Annotated in this window: 20 protein-coding genes; 15 read left to right on the forward strand and 5 right to left on the reverse strand. The window is 54.5% G+C overall.

Features of this window, described 5'->3' with window-relative positions; genetic code table 11:
* Positions 1-120: 120 nt before the first annotated feature.
* The 3 genes from FYJ63_RS04710 to FYJ63_RS04720 are packed head-to-tail and all read right to left on the reverse strand — an operon-like array spanning position 121 to position 1,628.
* A complete protein-coding gene (locus FYJ63_RS04710; protein ID WP_229769977.1) occupies positions 121-345 on the reverse strand; it encodes a plasmid mobilization protein in 225 nt (74 codons plus the stop codon).
* Between the two features lie 2 nt (positions 346-347).
* Complete coding sequence (locus FYJ63_RS04715) at positions 348-1,424, reverse strand: site-specific integrase (RefSeq protein WP_052792091.1); 1,077 nt, start codon at positions 1,422-1,424, stop codon at positions 348-350.
* Between the two features lie 3 nt (positions 1,425-1,427).
* Positions 1,428-1,628 carry a MerR family transcriptional regulator gene (locus FYJ63_RS04720; RefSeq protein WP_154544318.1) on the reverse strand — a complete coding sequence of 67 codons (201 nt, stop codon included), beginning with the start codon at positions 1,626-1,628 and terminating at the stop codon, positions 1,428-1,430.
* Between the two features lie 191 nt (positions 1,629-1,819).
* Between FYJ63_RS04720 and FYJ63_RS04725 the strand changes: the two genes are divergently transcribed.
* The gene (locus FYJ63_RS04725) at positions 1,820-2,353 is read left to right on the forward strand and encodes a helix-turn-helix domain-containing protein (protein WP_004221664.1); all 534 of its coding nucleotides are present in this window, start codon (positions 1,820-1,822) and stop codon (positions 2,351-2,353) included.
* A 195-nt stretch (positions 2,354-2,548) separates the two neighbouring features.
* Here FYJ63_RS04725 and guaA read toward each other — a convergent pair whose 3' ends face one another.
* Positions 2,549-4,135 (reverse strand): glutamine-hydrolyzing GMP synthase, encoded by a 1,587-nt coding sequence (gene guaA / locus FYJ63_RS04730; protein WP_154544320.1) that lies wholly within the window; start codon positions 4,133-4,135, stop codon positions 2,549-2,551.
* Positions 4,136-4,311: 176 nt separating this feature from the next.
* Between guaA and FYJ63_RS04735 the strand changes: the two genes are divergently transcribed.
* The 8 genes from FYJ63_RS04735 (at position 4,312) to FYJ63_RS04765 (ending at position 11,546) form a co-directional block, all read left to right on the forward strand.
* Positions 4,312-5,064, forward strand: coding sequence for a GntR family transcriptional regulator (locus FYJ63_RS04735; protein ID WP_154544322.1), 753 nt, complete (start codon positions 4,312-4,314; stop codon positions 5,062-5,064).
* 273 nt (positions 5,065-5,337) lie between these two features.
* Positions 5,338-6,327, forward strand: coding sequence for a phosphate acetyltransferase (gene pta, locus FYJ63_RS04740; protein WP_154544324.1), 990 nt, complete (start codon positions 5,338-5,340; stop codon positions 6,325-6,327).
* A gap of 53 nt (positions 6,328-6,380) precedes the next feature.
* The gene (locus FYJ63_RS04745) at positions 6,381-7,568 is read left to right on the forward strand and encodes an acetate/propionate family kinase (RefSeq protein WP_154544326.1); all 1,188 of its coding nucleotides are present in this window, start codon (positions 6,381-6,383) and stop codon (positions 7,566-7,568) included.
* 261 nt (positions 7,569-7,829) lie between these two features.
* On the forward strand, positions 7,830-8,309 hold the full coding sequence (locus FYJ63_RS04750) for a MarR family winged helix-turn-helix transcriptional regulator (RefSeq protein WP_154544328.1): 480 nt from the start codon (positions 7,830-7,832) through the stop codon (positions 8,307-8,309).
* Between the two features lie 14 nt (positions 8,310-8,323).
* A complete protein-coding gene (locus FYJ63_RS04755; RefSeq protein ID WP_229769978.1) occupies positions 8,324-10,252 on the forward strand; it encodes an MFS transporter in 1,929 nt (642 codons plus the stop codon).
* An 8-nt stretch (positions 10,253-10,260) separates the two neighbouring features.
* Positions 10,261-10,716 carry an AzlC family ABC transporter permease gene (locus FYJ63_RS11435; RefSeq protein ID WP_338106828.1) on the forward strand — a complete coding sequence of 152 codons (456 nt, stop codon included), beginning with the start codon at positions 10,261-10,263 and terminating at the stop codon, positions 10,714-10,716.
* A gap of 63 nt (positions 10,717-10,779) precedes the next feature.
* Positions 10,780-11,217: a hypothetical protein gene (locus FYJ63_RS11185; RefSeq protein WP_229769979.1), complete on the forward strand. Its 438-nt coding sequence runs from the start codon at positions 10,780-10,782 to the stop codon at positions 11,215-11,217.
* A complete protein-coding gene (locus tag FYJ63_RS04765; RefSeq protein WP_154544332.1) occupies positions 11,214-11,546 on the forward strand; it encodes a branched-chain amino acid transporter permease in 333 nt (110 codons plus the stop codon). Before FYJ63_RS11185 ends, FYJ63_RS04765 begins: the two co-directional genes overlap by 4 nt.
* Before the next feature lie 137 nt (positions 11,547-11,683).
* Here the strand turns inward: FYJ63_RS04765 and FYJ63_RS04770 are convergent, their stop codons facing one another.
* Positions 11,684-11,821 carry a hypothetical protein gene (locus FYJ63_RS04770; protein ID WP_154544335.1) on the reverse strand — a complete coding sequence of 46 codons (138 nt, stop codon included), beginning with the start codon at positions 11,819-11,821 and terminating at the stop codon, positions 11,684-11,686.
* A gap of 47 nt (positions 11,822-11,868) precedes the next feature.
* On the opposite strand from FYJ63_RS04770, the gene FYJ63_RS04775 reads away from it, so the two are divergent.
* From FYJ63_RS04775 to FYJ63_RS04800, 6 genes are all read left to right on the forward strand, one after another.
* Positions 11,869-12,804, forward strand: coding sequence for an ABC transporter ATP-binding protein (locus FYJ63_RS04775; RefSeq protein WP_154544337.1), 936 nt, complete (start codon positions 11,869-11,871; stop codon positions 12,802-12,804).
* Positions 12,801-13,553 (forward strand): ABC transporter permease, encoded by a 753-nt coding sequence (locus FYJ63_RS04780; protein WP_154544339.1) that lies wholly within the window; start codon positions 12,801-12,803, stop codon positions 13,551-13,553. The genes FYJ63_RS04775 and FYJ63_RS04780 overlap by 4 nt, the downstream gene beginning before the upstream one ends.
* Entirely contained in the window at positions 13,550-14,290 is a 741-nt protein-coding gene (locus FYJ63_RS04785) for a hypothetical protein (RefSeq protein WP_154544341.1), read from the forward strand. The genes FYJ63_RS04780 and FYJ63_RS04785 overlap by 4 nt, the downstream gene beginning before the upstream one ends.
* Positions 14,287-15,519 carry a sensor histidine kinase gene (locus FYJ63_RS04790; RefSeq protein WP_154544343.1) on the forward strand — a complete coding sequence of 411 codons (1,233 nt, stop codon included), beginning with the start codon at positions 14,287-14,289 and terminating at the stop codon, positions 15,517-15,519. The genes FYJ63_RS04785 and FYJ63_RS04790 overlap by 4 nt, the downstream gene beginning before the upstream one ends.
* A complete protein-coding gene (locus FYJ63_RS04795) occupies positions 15,512-16,195 on the forward strand; it encodes a response regulator transcription factor (RefSeq protein ID WP_154544345.1) in 684 nt (227 codons plus the stop codon). The genes FYJ63_RS04790 and FYJ63_RS04795 overlap by 8 nt, the downstream gene beginning before the upstream one ends.
* Before the next feature lie 104 nt (positions 16,196-16,299).
* Positions 16,300-16,605, forward strand: coding sequence for a FitA-like ribbon-helix-helix domain-containing protein (locus FYJ63_RS04800; RefSeq protein WP_154544347.1), 306 nt, complete (start codon positions 16,300-16,302; stop codon positions 16,603-16,605).
* Positions 16,606-16,940: the final 335 nt, after the last annotated feature.

Genomic DNA, 16,940 nt, shown 5'->3' on the forward strand with positions numbered 1-16,940 from the left:
CAGCACATCACCAGGCGAAGCCTCCCCGGATGGGGCGACGGAATCATCTGGAACGAACTCCACCACACCACCCCCTACAACAACACCTGGGACTAACCGGCCAGACACACAATTTGTCCTTTAACCCAGAACGGCGGCAAGCTGGTCACGCAGGGCTTTGTAGACCTTGGGATTACCCTGTACCACTACGTCCCGGCACAGGAGGCGTCTTGTGATGTAGTCCTGCTTTGTCAGGCCGGAGAGCCGCACAGCGGCCTCGATCTGTTCATCTTCCTCCGGGGACACCCGGAAGGCCACGGTCTTGTTCCTCCAGCGATTTTTGTTGTCTCGGTTTTTCAGTGACATGGTTACGTTCCCATCCTTTCAAAGTCCAGTTTGTCCGCCATCTCCGTCTGCCTTGTAGGAAACAGATGGGCGTAGCGGTAGGTGATATCGATACTCTCATGCCCCACCCGGTCAGCGATTGCCAGGGCGGTGAAGCCCATATCAATCAGCAGGGAAATGTGTGAATGTCGGAGGTCGTGAATTCTGATCCGCTTCACTCCCGCCGCTTTCGCACCTCTGTCCATTTCATGGTGGAGATAGTGCTTGCTGACAGGGAAAATCCGTTCATTTGCCCCGGTGCTGTAAAACATCTTTAAGTAGTCCTCCATCTCTCCACAGAGGAATTTGGGCATCTTAATGACACGGTTGCTCTTTTTCGTCTTAGGAGTGGTAATCACGTCCTTGCCCTTGAGCCGCTGATAGGATTTGCTGATGGACACTGTACCCGCCTCAAAGTCGAAGTCTGTTGGGGTGAGGGCCAGCAGTTCCCCCTCCCGGATACCGCACCAGTAGAGCATTTCAAAGGCATAGTAGGAGAGGGGCTTGTCCATCATGGCGTCGGCAAATTTCAGATACTCTTCCTTCGTCCAGAACAGCATTTCACGCCGTTCCTCCACCCCCATGTTCCCGGCCTTGGCCGCAGGATTGACCTGGAGGCCGTAGTAGCGGACAGCATGGTTAAAGAGGGCACTTAACTGATTGTGGACGGTTTTGAGATAGGTAGGGGAATAGGGTTTTCCCTTGGCGTCCGTTAACCCTCGGATCGCGTTCTGCCAGTCCATCACGTCCTTGGCGGTGATTTCCGACAATTTCCGTTTTCCAAAATACGGCAGGATTTTCTTCTGGATGATGCTTTCTTTTGTCAGCCAGGTGTTCAGTTTCAGCTTGGGCTTCATATCCTTCTCATAGAGCTGGGCGAAGCTCTCAAAGGTCATGTTCACATCGGCCTGCTTTTGCATCAGAAACTCCCGTTCCCACGCCTGGGCCTCTTTCTTGGTGGCAAAGCCACGCTTTAACTTCTGCTGGCGCTCTCCTTTCCAGTCCGTATAGCGGAATTGGACGTACCAAGTGCCGTTGGCCTTGTTCTTAAACGCCGCCATAGGTTAATCACTCCTTTCGCTCTGGCTTCTTGTGCCATAAAATTTTTCGTGGAAGAATTTGCGGTCGATGCGGCCTGAAATGGCAATACAGCCCGTCTTTTTCAACTCCGCATTCATAGAACGAATCAGCTTATAGGCATAGGGGACAGAAACCCCTAATTCCTCCGCTACCTCGTCCACCCGCATGAACATGGTGCTTGCCATTGTGCGCTCACCTCCTTTCATGGCCCCAGAACTAAGCCTTTATGCTTAACCTATTATAACTAAGCAAATTTGCTTTGTCAAGTGGCTTGCGGAATAATTTTTAACTTTTTTGTTTAAGATACTCTTGACTGTTACTAAGCGAATATGTTATACTACTTTCGACAGAAACCACCAGATAGGAGTTGGCATTTATGGCAATAGGAGAGCGCATCCATTTTTTCCGCACCCTCCGGGGTATGACACAGAAGTATCTTGGTATGGCGGTGGGCTTTCCAGAGCGTTCCGCCGATGTTCGTCTGGCACAGTACGAAACAGGCACCCGGACGCCGAAGGCCGACTTGACCGCTGCCCTGGCGCATACATTAGATGTATCGCCCCAGGCGTTGAGCGTCCCGGACATAGACAACTACATAGGTTTGGCCCATACGCTGTTCGCCTTGGAGGATGTTTACAGTCTGAAAGTGGTAGAGGCGGATGGACGTGCCTGCCTGCAAGCAGATATTTTTCAGGGAGGCCGTCAAGCCAGTGAGCTGAACAAAATCTTGATTGCGTGGCGGGAACAGGCGGCGAAGTTGGAGGCCGGGGAGATCACCAAGGAGGACTATGACCGCTGGCGCTACAACTACCCGAAGTACGACACCACCCAGCGGTGGGCCAAAGTCCCCTCGAAGGAATTAAGCGATGCTCTGATAAAAGGATTGAAGAAACAGAGAAAAGACAAATAACAAAAAAGGTCTTGCCGACTGGTGAAAGTCAGCAAGACCTTTTTCTTAGGATATGGAGGATTTACCCGCAAGCCACCCGTTATACGGGAGTGAACAAAGTAAATCCGGTTTTGGTATCTGCTATCAATTTGCTATCAAATGCCCCGTTTCCGCTTTAAGACCCCAGTGTTTTCAAGGCTTTGCGGGTTTTGTCAGTTATTCCCACTCAATCGTCCCCGGTGGCTTGGAGGTGCAATCCAAAACTACGCGGTTAATTTCGGGAACCTGGTTGGTGATTTCGTTCGAAATCCGAGCGACCAAATCCCAATCGAGACGCGACCAGTCGGCAGTCATGGCGTCCTCCGAGCTCACCGGCCGTAAGACGATCGGGTTGCCGTAGGTGCGACCGTCGCCCTGCACCCCGACCGACCGCACGTCGGCCAACAAAACCACCGGACATTGCCAAATCTCGTCATCCAGACCCGCGGCTGTGAGCTCGCGGCGCACAATGAAATCCGCTGCTCGCAAAATCTCCAGCCGCTCCTCCGTCACTTCACCAATAATGCGAATCCCGAGGCCCGGGCCGGGGAAAGGCTGGCGTTTTACAATCACTTCGGGAACCCCGAGTTCGCGCCCCAAAGCGCGCACCTCATCCTTGAAGAGTTGCCGCAAGGGTTCGATGAGTTCAAACTTCAAGTCTTCTGGTAGACCCCCAACGTTGTGGTGGGACTTGATGTTGGCCGTTCCTGTTCCCCCACCGGATTCCACCACGTCGGGATAGAGCGTCCCCTGAACGAGGAACTTCACTTCCTTACCGGCGGCTCCCGCTTCCGCGACCACTTCGCGCTGGGCGGCCTCGAAAGAACGAATAAACTCGCGGCCAATAATCTTGCGCTTCTGTTCTGGATCGCTCACACCCCTAAGAGCCCCCAGGAACCGCGCGGATTCATCTACATACTTCACGCGAATCCCCATGCCAGCGGCGTAATCCTTCTCAACCTGTTCCCGCTCGCCGGCGCGCAACAGTCCGTGGTCAACAAAAATGCAAGTCAACTGGTCACCAACCGCGCGATGCACCAGCGCCGCCGCTACTGAGGAATCCACCCCACCCGACAGGCCACAAATAACCTGCGCATCTCCAACCTTCTCGCGGATAGCCGCGATCTGGGTGTCGATGATCGATTGCGGTGTCCACACCGGCTCGAGTCCCGCACCTTCATAGAGGAAACGCTCCAGAATCTTTTGACCGTAAGCCGTGTGGTGAACCTCGGGATGGAATTGCACCCCATACAGGTGTCGCCCAGGGTTTTCAAAGGCAGCGACCTTTGTCGCTTCGGTGCTGGCGGTAACTTTAAAACCGCTGGGAGCCTCGGTGACTGCATCCCCGTGGCTCATCCAAACCACCTGTTCCGAAGGGGTTTCATCCAAGAGTGTCTCCGGAGACAACACGCTCAAAGTCGTATGTCCGTATTCGGAAGTTCCGGTGGCGGTTACGACCCCGCCAAGGGCTTGGGCCATGACCTGGAAGCCGTAACAAATCCCAAAGACCGGCACGTTTGCATCAAAAACCGCCGAGTCGAAGGCCGGAGCATCCTCGGCGTAAACCGAAGACGGCCCACCTGAAAGAATGATGGCAGCGGGATTTTTCGCCAATATCTTCGCTGTCGGCATCGTGTGAGGGACGATTTCCGAGTAAATCTGCGCTTCGCGCACCCTGCGGGCAATCAATTGGGCGTACTGAGCCCCAAAATCGACAACCAGAACCGGACCTGCGGGTTTACCGTTTTGCACATTTTCTTCCATGCCTTAATCCTATGGCAAAACTGCGACCAAAAATTCCACTTACCATTCAGTCAGTTTCCAGAGAGATTTCGTTGATATTCCAGCACATTTGCCCTAATGTCCTAGCAATATTTGTCGATACATATGGACGTAAGGGTTAAAGGAATTGACCCGACTGGTAAACGGAGGTAACCACCATGTCACAGGCACCAACTTACTTCGAAGCTGATGTGAGGCTCGACCGGAATTCGCCCGTCCCGCTGTATCACCAGATTGCACAACCAATTGAGGACATGATCCTCTCCGGCCAGCTCACGCCCGGAACCCGCCTGGAGGATGAACTCTCGATGGCTCGCCGCCTGAACGTGTCTCGTCCGACCGCTCGCCGCGCGTTGCAACAGTTGGGAGATCATGGTCTTTTGGTGCGCCGTCGAGGTGTTGGTACCCAAGTTGCCCCCACTCGGGTTCACCGTCCCAACCAGCTTCAGACCGTCTTTGACCAGATGAAGTCGGAAGGTCGCAAGCCCACAACTGAAGTGTTGTCATACGGCTCTTCCCCCGCTTCGGCGGAGGTTGCCGCCAAACTTGAGATTGCCCCCGGAACGAATATCACCACGATCCGGCGTCTGCGTCTGTGCGATCATCAACCTGTTGGCCTCATGTTTGACGTCGTGCGTTCGAGTATCGCTCCGGCTGCTATCGCCTTGGAACGAGATTCTTTCGAATCCGCCTTGGCTGAACGCGGGGTTATCGTTTCTATGGCCCGCCAAACTGTATCCGCTCGGAAAGCCACCAATCCGGAAGCCCAGCTGCTTCGGATTCCCACCGGTTCAATCGTTTTGAATCTTCAAAATATCTCCTACGATGAATCCGGTAAAGTCACCACTTACGGTGAATACCTCTTCCGCGCTGACCGATTCGCGCTGAAAGGAACTCTTTTTGCTCATTAATTCTCCTTCTCATTCCACACCGCTCCAAGCGGCACAACTCAATCACAATTGCATCCCCTCAAGGACGACGTTGTCCTTGCTTACTCGATAAAGCGCTTATAACCCTCCGTTGTAGGCGCTTTACCGATTTCAACACACAGTTGGCCTAGCGACCCCATTCGCACCTAGGCCTTAAGTCCCAACTTTACCAACGAGACACCTTGCGTTAGGATAACCTTTAATCACAGTTATCTATCCCCCATCCCCGAAAATGCAGTAAAGGAGCTGTAAAAAATGAGCGATTTCAAGGATACTTTTGTTGCTGACCTCACCAAGAAGGCAGCCTCAGCCCCTAAGCGTATCGTGCTACCCGAATCGGAAGACGAACGCATCTTGAAAGCGGGCGCCCAAGTTCTGAAAGACGGCTCCGCGGAGCTCATTTTCATTGGTGAATCATCCGAAATCGAGACTAAAGCCCAAGAGCTCGATCTTGATCTCTCGAAAGCCACCGTTGTTTCCCTTAATGACGAGGAGCGTCTCGGTCGCTATATCCCGAAGCTCGTGGAACTGCGCGGGCACAAGGGCATGACCGAAGAAAAAGCCCGCGAGACCTTGAAAGACATCTCTTTCTTCGGGACTATGATGATTGTTTGCGGGGACGCGGACGGAATGGTTTCCGGCGCCGCCCACACGACCGCCCACACGATTCGCCCCGCCCTCCAGGTCATTAAGACGATGCCGGGAGTGAAACTCGTTTCCGGAGCCTTCCTAATGGTCTTCAACGACCACTTCGATGTCTATTCTGACTGCGCCGTTACGATTGCCCCCGACGCGGAGCAGCTCGCCGATATTGCGGTGGTTTCAGCAAAGACCGCCGCGCAATTCGGACTCGACCCGAAAGTCGCGATGCTGTCATACTCGACTATCGATTCTGGAACCGGTCCGATGGTCGACCTCGTTAAAGAGGCGACCTCGCTGGCGAAGGCTGCCGCGCCTGATGTCGCGATTGACGGCCCACTCCAGTTTGATGCGGCTGTAGTGGAATCGGTCGCCGCCAAGAAAGCCCCCGAGTCCTCGGTTGCCGGAGCGGCCAATGTATTTATCTTCCCCGACCTGAATGCCGGAAACATCACCTACAAGGCCGTCCAGCGCACTTCCGGAGCACTCGCCATCGGCCCGGTTCTCCAGGGCCTGAACGCCCCCGTCAATGATCTCTCTCGCGGAGCCACCATTGATGACATCATCAACACCATCGTCATTACCGCCATCCAGGCTCAAAGCTAGCGAGTGCTTGCAGGCGAGCAAAGAATAAAACGACCAATTGAAAAGGAAAGACTATGAACCAACAAACCATTTTCGTCATCAATTCCGGCTCATCTTCCCTGAAGTACCAGCTCATTGAGCCGGTTTCAGGCGATGTCCTTGCCAAGGGCTTGGCCGAGCGAATCGGCACCGACCGCGGGGAAGTTACCCACATTGTTCACGGAGAAAAGCACACCGACACCTTGCCGTTACCGACCCATAAAGAGGCCTTGAACCACATTATTGACCTGTTTAAAGAAAACGGGCCGGATTTGGATCACGTTGGCCTCGCCGGTTTTGGCCACCGCATCGTTCAGGGCGGCTGGTACTTCAAGGGCGCAGCCATTGTCAACGACGATGTCCACGCTAAGATTACCGAGCTCTGCGACCTTGCGCCCCTGCATAATCCGGCTCACCTCATTGGAATCGATACCGCCATGGAGCTGTGGCCAGATCTCCCCCACATCGCCGTATTCGACACGGCATTTTTTGCTGACCTCCCCGAAAAGACCCGCACTTACGCACTCGACAAGGAAACCGCCCACAAGTACCGCATCCGCCGCTACGGCGCCCACGGCACCTCCCACGAGTTCGTCTCCGGAACGGTGTGCGACTACCTCGGCAAAGACACGGTCAGGCAAATCACCCTCCACCTCGGCAACGGTGCCTCCGCTTGCGCCGAACTGGGGCGGAAAGCCATCGACACCTCCATGGGTCTGACCCCACTCGAGGGTCTCGTGATGGGGACCCGTACCGGCGACATCGATCCGGCAGTAGTATTCCACCTCTTGCGCAAAGGCATGAATGTCGAGGAAATCGACACGCTTTTCAACAAGAAATCGGGGATGCTTGGGCTCTGCGGGGACAACGATATGCGCGATGTGTGGCAGCGCCGCGATGATGGCGACTCTGATGCGCTCCTTGCCCTCCAGGTTTACCAGAATCGTCTCTTGAAATACATCGGCGCCTACACGTTCGAACTCGGCGGCCTCGACGTCTTGACTTTCACCGCTGGCATCGGGGAGAACGATGCAAGGACGCGGTACCGCCTGTGCGAAAAACTCGAGTTCATCGGGGTCAAGATCGACAAGGAGCTCAACGAAAATCGCGACCCGTCGAAGTCGGTGTGGCGGATTTCCACCGAGGATTCCAAAGTTCTCGTCTTGGTTGTCCCCACGAACGAGGAACTGGCCATCGCCCGCCAAGCGATTCGGTTGATTTAAACCTCAGCTGAGCCCTGACCCAGTCTTGATTAATCGACTTCCCGTCTTGGGCGGCCGCTTTCGAGCGCTTTTTAAGGTCAGGGAAACCGCACAAATTTCCCTGACCTGCGCTTATTAAAATACGAGCCTATGAAGATTAGCCCCCTTGTGGCCACCCAGGACACTATTCGGTTTCCCCCACGATTTCCGCGAGGGAAACCCGTTTAAACCCCACCGCCCCCAATTTGATTAAGTTTCTTAATTATCAATATACTTAACTGCATGACCGAAAAAACCAGCTCATCCCCCGACGAATCCAACCCCCGTCATTCCCAGCGTGATGAGCTTATTTATAACCTCCACCGCCTGATTTTTGTCGCCAACAACCTTGTCGACCGCTATTCCTCCGCCATGGGAATGCGCGGGAAAGATGGGGAGGCCGTGCTGTTGGTTTGGCAGGGGGAGCTCGAAGGCCAGCCCTTGACCCCTTCAGAACTTGCTGACGCCTTACACCTCACTCGCGCAGCCGCAACTTACCAGGTGGATCGCCTCGTGAATCAAGGCCTCTTGCGCCGGAAAACTGATCCCAAAGATCGCCGTAAAAGTCTTTTATCCCTTGGTGAAAACGCAGCCCATGTCGGTCACGATTTTTCCAAGCCGCTCGCCGACAGTCTCGACACCGTCCTCGCCGGAAGAACCGATGACGAGATGAATAGTTTTACCGAATTGCTCGGCAAACTCGCCGATTCCCTCAACGCTTAAGAATGAGAAAAACCATGACTACTGAAACTCTTACAAATACTCTTGAGAAACAGCCCCAGGCACCGAAACATTGGGTGTTGGTGCTGACTCTTTACCTGGCGGGAATCGCCATGGGCGCCCTCGATATGGGCATTGTGAATCCGGCGCGAACCGTGATTCAACACAGTCTCGGAGTGTCTGACCAGGCCGGAGTGTGGGTCTTCACGATTTACACCCTGGCCTACGCCGCGGGGATTCCCATTATCGGGAAGGTCGCGGATCTTATCGGCAGAAAACCGGTCTATGTCCTTGCCATCGGGCTGTTCGGCCTCGGTTCTCTGGGCTGCGGGCTGGCCCAGGATTTCAATTCCTTCCCGCTGCTGCTGGCCTCTCGTGTGGTGCAGGCCATTGGTGGCGGCGGTATGATGCCGGTCGCGACCGCCGCCGTGGGAACGATTGTTCCGCCTGCGAAGCGCGGCATGGCGCTCGGGCTTGTCGGCATGGTTTATGGAGTGGCCTCCGTTTTTGGTGGATCGGTCGGCTCTTTAGTCCTCGACATTGCCGGAGCCTCGAATTGGCAATGGATTTTCTACATCAACGTCCCCATCGCCCTCGTCGTAGTGGGGCTCGGGATTTGGGCCTTGCCGCCCCAAGAATCGCGCGATTCTCGGCACTTGGATCTTCCGGGAATCGTGATTCTGGTGGTGATGATAACGGCACTACTTTGGGAATTCCAACACCTTGATTTCACTCAGATCGCGAGTTCCGTCCAGGATCCGAACGTGTGGGGTGGCCTCGTGATTTTCCTCGCACTCACGCCAGTTTTCTGGCTCCGCGAGACTCGACTGGCTCACCGTGGCGGGGATCCGATTATCAACTTTGCCTACTTCGCGACCGTACCAGTCGCCACCACACTCCTCATTGGCGCCGTTTCTGGGATTCTCATGATGACGGTCATGTTCATTCCGCAATTTGCTGAAAACTCCATGCGTCTTCCTTCCGGCGCAGGCGGCTATCCGACGATCATTATCGGTCTAGCTTCAGCAATCGGAGCCCCGATTTCGGGGCGCTTGACGGACAAGTATGGCCCGCGCCTGGTTCTCGGGATTGGGGTCACGATCTCGACCCTAGCCGGTTTGCTGCTCATCTTCTGGGCTACTCCCTACCCCGGTTTCTGGTCCGCAGCCATTGCCATTTTTGTCATGGGTCTGGGACTCGGTTTCTTGATGGGCGCGCCTCTGACCTATCTCATCTTGCACCTCGTTCCCGAGCGTGACGCCAACTCCGGCCAAGCGACTCTATCCCTGATTCGTTCAATGGGGACGACCCTGGCTCCTGCGATCTTGGTCGGCTTGTTGGCAACTTCCTTGGGCGGTTTGGGAGGCTCGGTGATGGCAGCGCTGCCGAAATTTACTCCGCCACCAATGCCTCAAGTTAGCGCGACCGCCTCTACTCCCGGCTCTGGTCAGACCCTGAACGCCGCGGGCGCCGGATTCGACATGTCTAAGCTCCCGGAGAACCTCAAGTCGAAGCTGCAAACTGCTGACGTAACCAACATCGTCGCGCGTTCCAAAGAAATCGCGACTTTCATGTTCGACCAGCAGTCCGCAGCCATGGAGTCCTCCCTGAAATCTCAGATTGAGTCCTCCATCAATGCCCAGATGGCCCACGCCCCGCAGGCCGCGCGTCAGGCCGCAAGCCAGACTGCGGTCGACCAGGCACTTGCTGGCGCGAAAAAAAACTTTTCTCAAGCGCAAGCCGACTACCTGGCTGAGATTGACCGCGCCGCGCCGCGTATTGAATCCACATTCCAACTCGAGCTCAACAAGGGCTTCGCGCGCATGTTCTGGTTCTACACGTTTGTGTCGCTGGCTGGTTTGCTCTTACTCCTCGGGGTTCCCTCCAAGCGCGAGATAGATGTCAAGATTGCCGCGGATTCCAAGGATAACAACACCGTCATATAATCAAATTCGTGAATAAACGCGAGGATCTGGGGCAAGGTGATTCGTCCGATATAACAGCCGACGAATCGACTACAGAGCCGAATTCAGAGCCAGCACCCGATCATAAGAGCGAGTCCGCTGATTTGACCGCCACTCACCCAGGCGCCGCCCGCCGCGCCTTCATCGCCTCGATTCCGGTTATGACCGGCTACGTTTTCCTTGGGATCGGCTTCGGGATTTTACTCCAAAACTCTGGCTTCGGGGTCGGCTGGGCTCTCGCGATGAGTCTCGGGATTTACTCCGGCGCGACCCAGTTCGTGGCTATACCTTTGCTCGCCACCGGCGCAAGTTTTGCGACGGTGGCGCTGACGGCTTTCATGGTCGGCTCGCGGCACCTGTTTTACGGCCTCTCGCTTATCGATAAATACCGCAACGCCAGGTGGCGGAAGCCATATCTCGTTTATGCCTTGACTGATGAGACATAGTCCCTCGTCACCCAAGATCCGGAGGGCCTCGATGGTAAGGATAAGCTCAACTATTACTTTCTTTTGACCCTATTCAACCAGTCCTACTGGGTAGCGGGTTCAGTCATCGGCGCGCTGGTTGGCGACGTTTTGCCATTCAACACGGAAGGCATCGATTTTGCACTCACCGCCCTGTTCTTGACCATCGTCACGGATCAATGGCTGAAGGTTCCCCATGGACGCGGGCACGTCCCCGCCCTAATCGGATTCGCCACTTCCGTAGTGTGCTTGGCAATTTTTGGACCAGACAACTTCCTGATTCCCACAATGCTCATCATCCTGGTCGCGCTCTTACTCGGCAAGAACACCCTCGAAGCCGAGGCCCGCGAGCGCGCGACCGCCATGGCTGAAAACGCAAGCAATCCCGCCTACCCTGCTGCGTCGGCTGAGTCGTCCGCGGCTGAAAATCCGAGTGTCCCGACCAATCCGAGAGACCTAACCATAGAATGGGGCGACCGATGACCCCTGCCACAGCCGCCATCGCCGTTGCCATTATGGCCGCAATCACCATCGCCTCCCGCTTCACGCCCTTCCTAATTTTCCGCGGTGGGGACGGCAAAGAGACGCCAGCCTGGGTCGTTTACCTCGGCAAGGTTTTCCCCTACGCGATTATGGCGATGCTCGTGGTTTATTGCCTGCGAACGGTCACCTTCACCGCCCCCGCCGACTGGGTACCGGCACTTGTCGCGAGCCTCGCCACCGTCGCCCTCTATGCCTGGCGGCGGAACACCTTGCTCGCAATCCTCGGAGGGACCGCCCTCAATATGCTCCTAATCCAAGCCGTCTTCTAAAGAATTTGAACATCTTCGGACATCTATCACCCTGTAGAATTTCGAATTGAAAAACAAACTCGCAGGTGAAAGTAATTTGCTAATTTCACTCGGGTCTAAAATGCCGAGTTTAGAGGGGGTTAAATGTCCGAAGTTGCTTAAGTCTCCACAATCCCGCACAATGCCTTGATGCGCCCGAGGTAGGCGCGGCTATTCCCAGTCAGTTCCGATTCGACGCTTACGTGTCCCCCTTGGTGGACAAAATATTGTTCTTTGTGGAAACAGTTGCCTTCCATCAAGCAACCTTGAAGTATCCACTTTGAAGAACTGGAAGGAACCATAGATGGAATATGCGATTGAAACAAAGGCCTTGTCGAAAGTGTATGGCGAGCAGGCTGTGGTACAGGATTTGTCTATTCATGTTCCACAGGGTGGTATTTATGGTTTTCTGGGACCCAATGGGGCGGGGAAATCTACCACGATGAAGATGCTGCTTGGGTTGGTGAAGCCCTCGGGTGGGCAGATCACGGCTTTTCCGAGCGGGGAGGGTCAAGGCGCGGAAAAAATACTGCCGGGGCGTCTGGTTGGTTCGCTGATTGAAGGACCGGCGTTTTACCCGAATTTGAGCGCGGAAGAAAACGTGGATTTGCTGTGTGATTATCTTGGTGTCCCGCGCCCGCAAGGTCGGGAGGCTCTGGGTGTGGTTGGGCTTGCCGGGGTGACGGGCAAGAAACCAGCAAAAGCGTTTTCTTTAGGGATGAAACAGCGTCTGGGTATGGCGTTGGCTTTGGCTCCGAATCCGCCGGTGTTGATTTTGGATGAGCCCACGAACGGGCTGGATCCGGCTGGTGTGGTGGAGATGCGTCATTTGATTATTAACTGGGCTCGCCAGCGGGGTACCACGGTGATGATTTCCTCCCACATTCTTTCCGAGATTGAGCAGATGGCTGACTATGTGGGGATTATTTCGGCGGGAACTTTGCGTTTCGAGGGGCGCATGGATGATTTGCGTTCTGCCGGGCATTTGCAGTTGCAGGTTTCTGATCCGCAGGCTGCTGCCGGGCTGATCGCCAGTTCTGGTATCGCCCACCAGGTTGATAGGCAGAGCAGTTCAGTGACGTTACCTGTGCTTTCTGATGAAGCAGTGGCTTCACTGGTAGCTAGTCTGGTGAATCAACAAGTGAAAGTGTATAGGGTGCAGCTGGTGCGCCAATCTTTAGAAGAGGCCTTCTTGGCGCTCACCGACCCGATTTATACCTCGAAGGTGGTAGCACAGTGAAACAGTTTGTTTTGACGCTAAAGAGTTTGCGCCACCGCCAGATCGGGTTGATCACTTTATTGTTTCTGGTGGTGGTTGCTGCCTGGTTAGGTGCGGCGCTCGCTAAACGCGCTGGCGGAGCCGCCGAAACTCGCCTGAGCGTGTTGGCGCTCAACGAGGTGATGATGCTCGCTATCTATGTGCTGCCGATTATCGCGGCGATTGTTGCTTCGCGGGTGGTGACCACGGCTCGTGACGGTGGCATGGACGCGAAACTGCGTGCTATCGGTGTTTCTCCGATCCGCCAGTTTGGCGCGAATCTAGCCGTGACTATCGTGGTGACGGTACTGGTGGCTGGTTTTGTGTTGGCATTAGCGCTGCTAGCCTCGAGCATGTTTGGGTTTAGCACTCCAAGTAATGTGGTTCCGATTGCGTTGTCCGCACTGCTGGCATTGGTGGGCGATGCGGTTGCGGTGAGCGCGGTACACACGTGGGCGGCGACGCGTTTCATGCAGCAGGGCGTGACGCTCGGGCTGGCTGTGGTGGCTGCTATCGGCACATCTGCGCTGCCGTTTGCTGGGTTGAACCATTTTTCGTGGATACTGCCATGGGGGCTGGTGAGCGCGGCTAACCCGGTTGTTGGCTCAACTGGCGGCGTAGTACAAATCAGTGCCGTCCCGCTCCCGGCAGGCATTATCGCGGTGATTATCTCACTTGTGTGGGCTGCGGTTTTCATGCTGGCGATTAAGATTAGGAAGGTGGAACAGTGATGAATCAGGTATTTGCTTGGGAATGGCGCAAAAACAATATCGCCTGGTATTGGCTAGCATTAGCGGGAACCTCGTTCCTGGGGCTGCTCATGGGAATCAGCCAATACACGGCCTACCGGGCAGACTTCGAAGCTCAAGGAGCCACCTACCTTGCAGTGTGGGGGCAATCTGCGCTGCTACCGGCCACCCTGTTCATTCCGATTCTGGTCGGCGCTCTGCAGGCTCAGAAAATGTCTGGTGAACACAACGGGCGCAACATTGCTCGCCTGAAAACTATCGGAGCGGAGGGTAAATACGTAAAAGCTGTTACGTTTCACGCTTTCGTTGTTTCCCTGTTTTCCGCGCTGCTATTTGGGGTTTTACAGCTCGGTGCGGGCGTGTTTCTGGGGTTCAGGATTGCGGACGCGTTTTCACTGATGCCGCGCTTGTTTGTGCTGGCTTTAGCAATGACGGCTTGGCAACTGATCGTGATCGGTATCGGGGTGCGCCTGTCAGGGTTTTCCTCTATCGTTACGGTCGTGTTAATTGCCTCGCTGATTGGTTTCGGTATGGCTATCGCCGCTCCTGCGCTTTCAGCGATTTATCCGCCAGCCCTGCTCGCCCACGCTAGTGCGGTGCGCTCCATAGGTGACTTTTACGCCACCGGATCGATGATTGCTACTGGTTTCATCTGCCTCACGTGGATCATTCTTGGCATGATATTTGTAAAGATCCAATTCAATCGAGCCAAACTATGAACACAGATACACACGCGTCATCCTTGTTTCGCTCCTCTGTAGGTGGGGTGAAACAAGCGCCCTCCACCACTTATCGGGGAGGTTTTTTCGACCAAATCTATGCCGCCTGGATAGGAAACCCCGAGCCGGTATGGATTGTGGGTGGGCTCTATGCCATCTACCAGATTCTGATTGGGCTTCGCAGCGAGGCTGCGCCTGTAATCGTGTGGCTGGTGTCAGTGCTTTCTTGTTTGGCCGTTTTGGGACGACGCAAATATTGGTATCTTTCCGTGCCGCTCGTCCTGATGGCTGCTTCTATCGCAGCATACGGAGGAGATATTGCCCTTGTCATGCTCGCGATTTACCTCCTGGCGTTTTCCTGTGTTTGTCTGTTCGAGACCAAGAAAACACTGGTGGTGTTGTTAGTGCTTGGTGCCGGAATGATTGGAGCCTCGTTCTATGAGTATGTAACGTCAGGCAAAACCTTCCTGATTCCCGCCATCACGGTTTTCGCATTCACTTGCCTCAGCGCAGCGTTGGTTCGTATGCGGGCAAACTCGGTGGTAGCGAAACAAAAAGAACAAGCAATACTAGCGAGGTTGCAGGGGAGCGAATCGCAAGCCAGAGCCAGTGAAAAAGCCACCCAAATGGCTACCACCTTGCATGATTCTGTTGGACATTCCCTTACCGCCATCATCACCCTCACCGAAGGCCTCCAAGCCGACAACGGGCTACAGCCGGAAACGCAGGAAATAGTAGAACTTATCAACGAATATGCCCGCTCCGGCCTACGCCAGACCCGCACCCTCGTCACTTCAATAGCTGAGGGGAAACAAGATAAGACAGAAAACCACACTCTTGAAGAGGTGCGCGAACTAACACAAGGAATCAACCAACTCGGGATATACGCCAAACTGGAAATAGCCCCAGGCGTTCCCGATTCAGGAGCGCAGATCGGCTTGGCTTACCGGATTATTCGCGAAGCCATAACCAACACCCTCAAACATGCCACCGGAGCCACTGCCGTCACCGTTAGGCTTACTGCCACAGATGCAGACCACCTGGAGGTCACCGTCACCGATGACGGCAAACAAACAGACCTGCACGAACACACCCCCTCCAGTGGCTATGGTCTGTCAAAGATCCGCGCAGATCTGACCAGTCTCGGCGGGCAGCTCACAGCTGGGCCAGATATTAATGGTGGATGGAAACTACAAGCACTCATCCCCAAGGAGCCCGCCCATGATTGAAAAACAAAAGATCAGGGTAATGCTCGTCGATGATCAAAAAGCTATACGCTACGGCTTTACTATGCTAATCAGCAAATCCGCCACCTGTTCTGTTGTTGCCACGTGCGAAAACGGTCAAAAGGTGCTTGATACTCTCGCACAGCTTGCAGAGCGCCGCGAGCCTCTGCCCGAGGTCATCATCATGGATATCCGAATGCCGGTGATGGACGGAATCGCTGCCACTAAAGAAATCAAAACCCGCTATCCGCACGTCCAGATTCTCGCACTCACCACTTACGATCAAGATGACTACGCCTTCAAAATGCTGAGCGCCGGAGCCTCCGGATTCCTTCTCAAAGACGTGCGCGGTCCGCAACTGATTGCCGCTATCGAAGCGATCCACGCCGGGGATGCCGTGCTCACCCCAAGAATCACCGGGAAAATCCTCGCCCGCCACGTCACCAACCTGGGAACCAGCGAAGACGTACAAGCCGCGCGAGCACAATTCGATGCGCTCACCGAACGTGAAATCGAAATCGTCACCCTAGTAGCCGCCGGCCTCAACAACACGGAAATCGCCGAAAAGCTCTATATCGAACCAGACTCCGCCAAAAAAGCCGTCTCGCGAATACTCACCAAACTCGGAATGCGCGACCGGGTACAGCTCGCCATCCAATGGACCAAAGCCGGATTATAGCCCGAGGAGGAATTGTCTCCAACTTGATTACCATTGCTCGCCCAAAGAGTAATTCGTCTCAGTGGTAAATGAGATCATTGATAATAATGCTGCCGGAGGTTGTTATGTCCGCTATTACTGTAAGAAACCTCTCTGATGAAACCCACCGAGGTCTGCATATTCTTGCGGCGCAACATGGACGCAGCACCGAGACTGAAGTGCGGCGCATACTCGACGGGGCGGTGCAACAAAGCGAAGTTACCGCTACGCACGGGACAGGAAACATCGAAGACATGGAAACCCAAATGATGCAAGCCGCCCGCAAAGCTTTCCTAAAACTCTGCGAAGAAGCCAAAAACAACGGGTTGCAGGACATGACTCCAATCGAGATCGAGACGGAAATCGATGCCGCCCGTATTGAGGCACGCTAAAATGGCGAGCTTCGCAGCTATAGACATGAATGTGTTTGTGGCTGCGATCTTTTATCTAAACATGACGATTCTGCCACTGTAAAGGTTCTAAGCTTCATTTTGATGGGAAAATCACACCCGCAGTAAGTGAAGATAATCCTACTGAATACCGCCAAGTGCTCTGTCGAACAAAATGTCACTTCACTCCCGCATTCGTTGAGTCTTTCGTTTCATCAATCCTTACCTTTAGCGAAATCTTTTCCCCAAAACGATTTCGAGGAGCCATACCAGATTTGAACGACCTGCCATTCTATGAAGCATTTCTTGACATAATCGAAAACGGAAGTGCACTCGTC

Source organism: Mobiluncus porci (assembly GCF_009695935.1).
Taxonomy (GTDB): domain Bacteria; phylum Actinomycetota; class Actinomycetes; order Actinomycetales; family Actinomycetaceae; genus Mobiluncus; species Mobiluncus porci.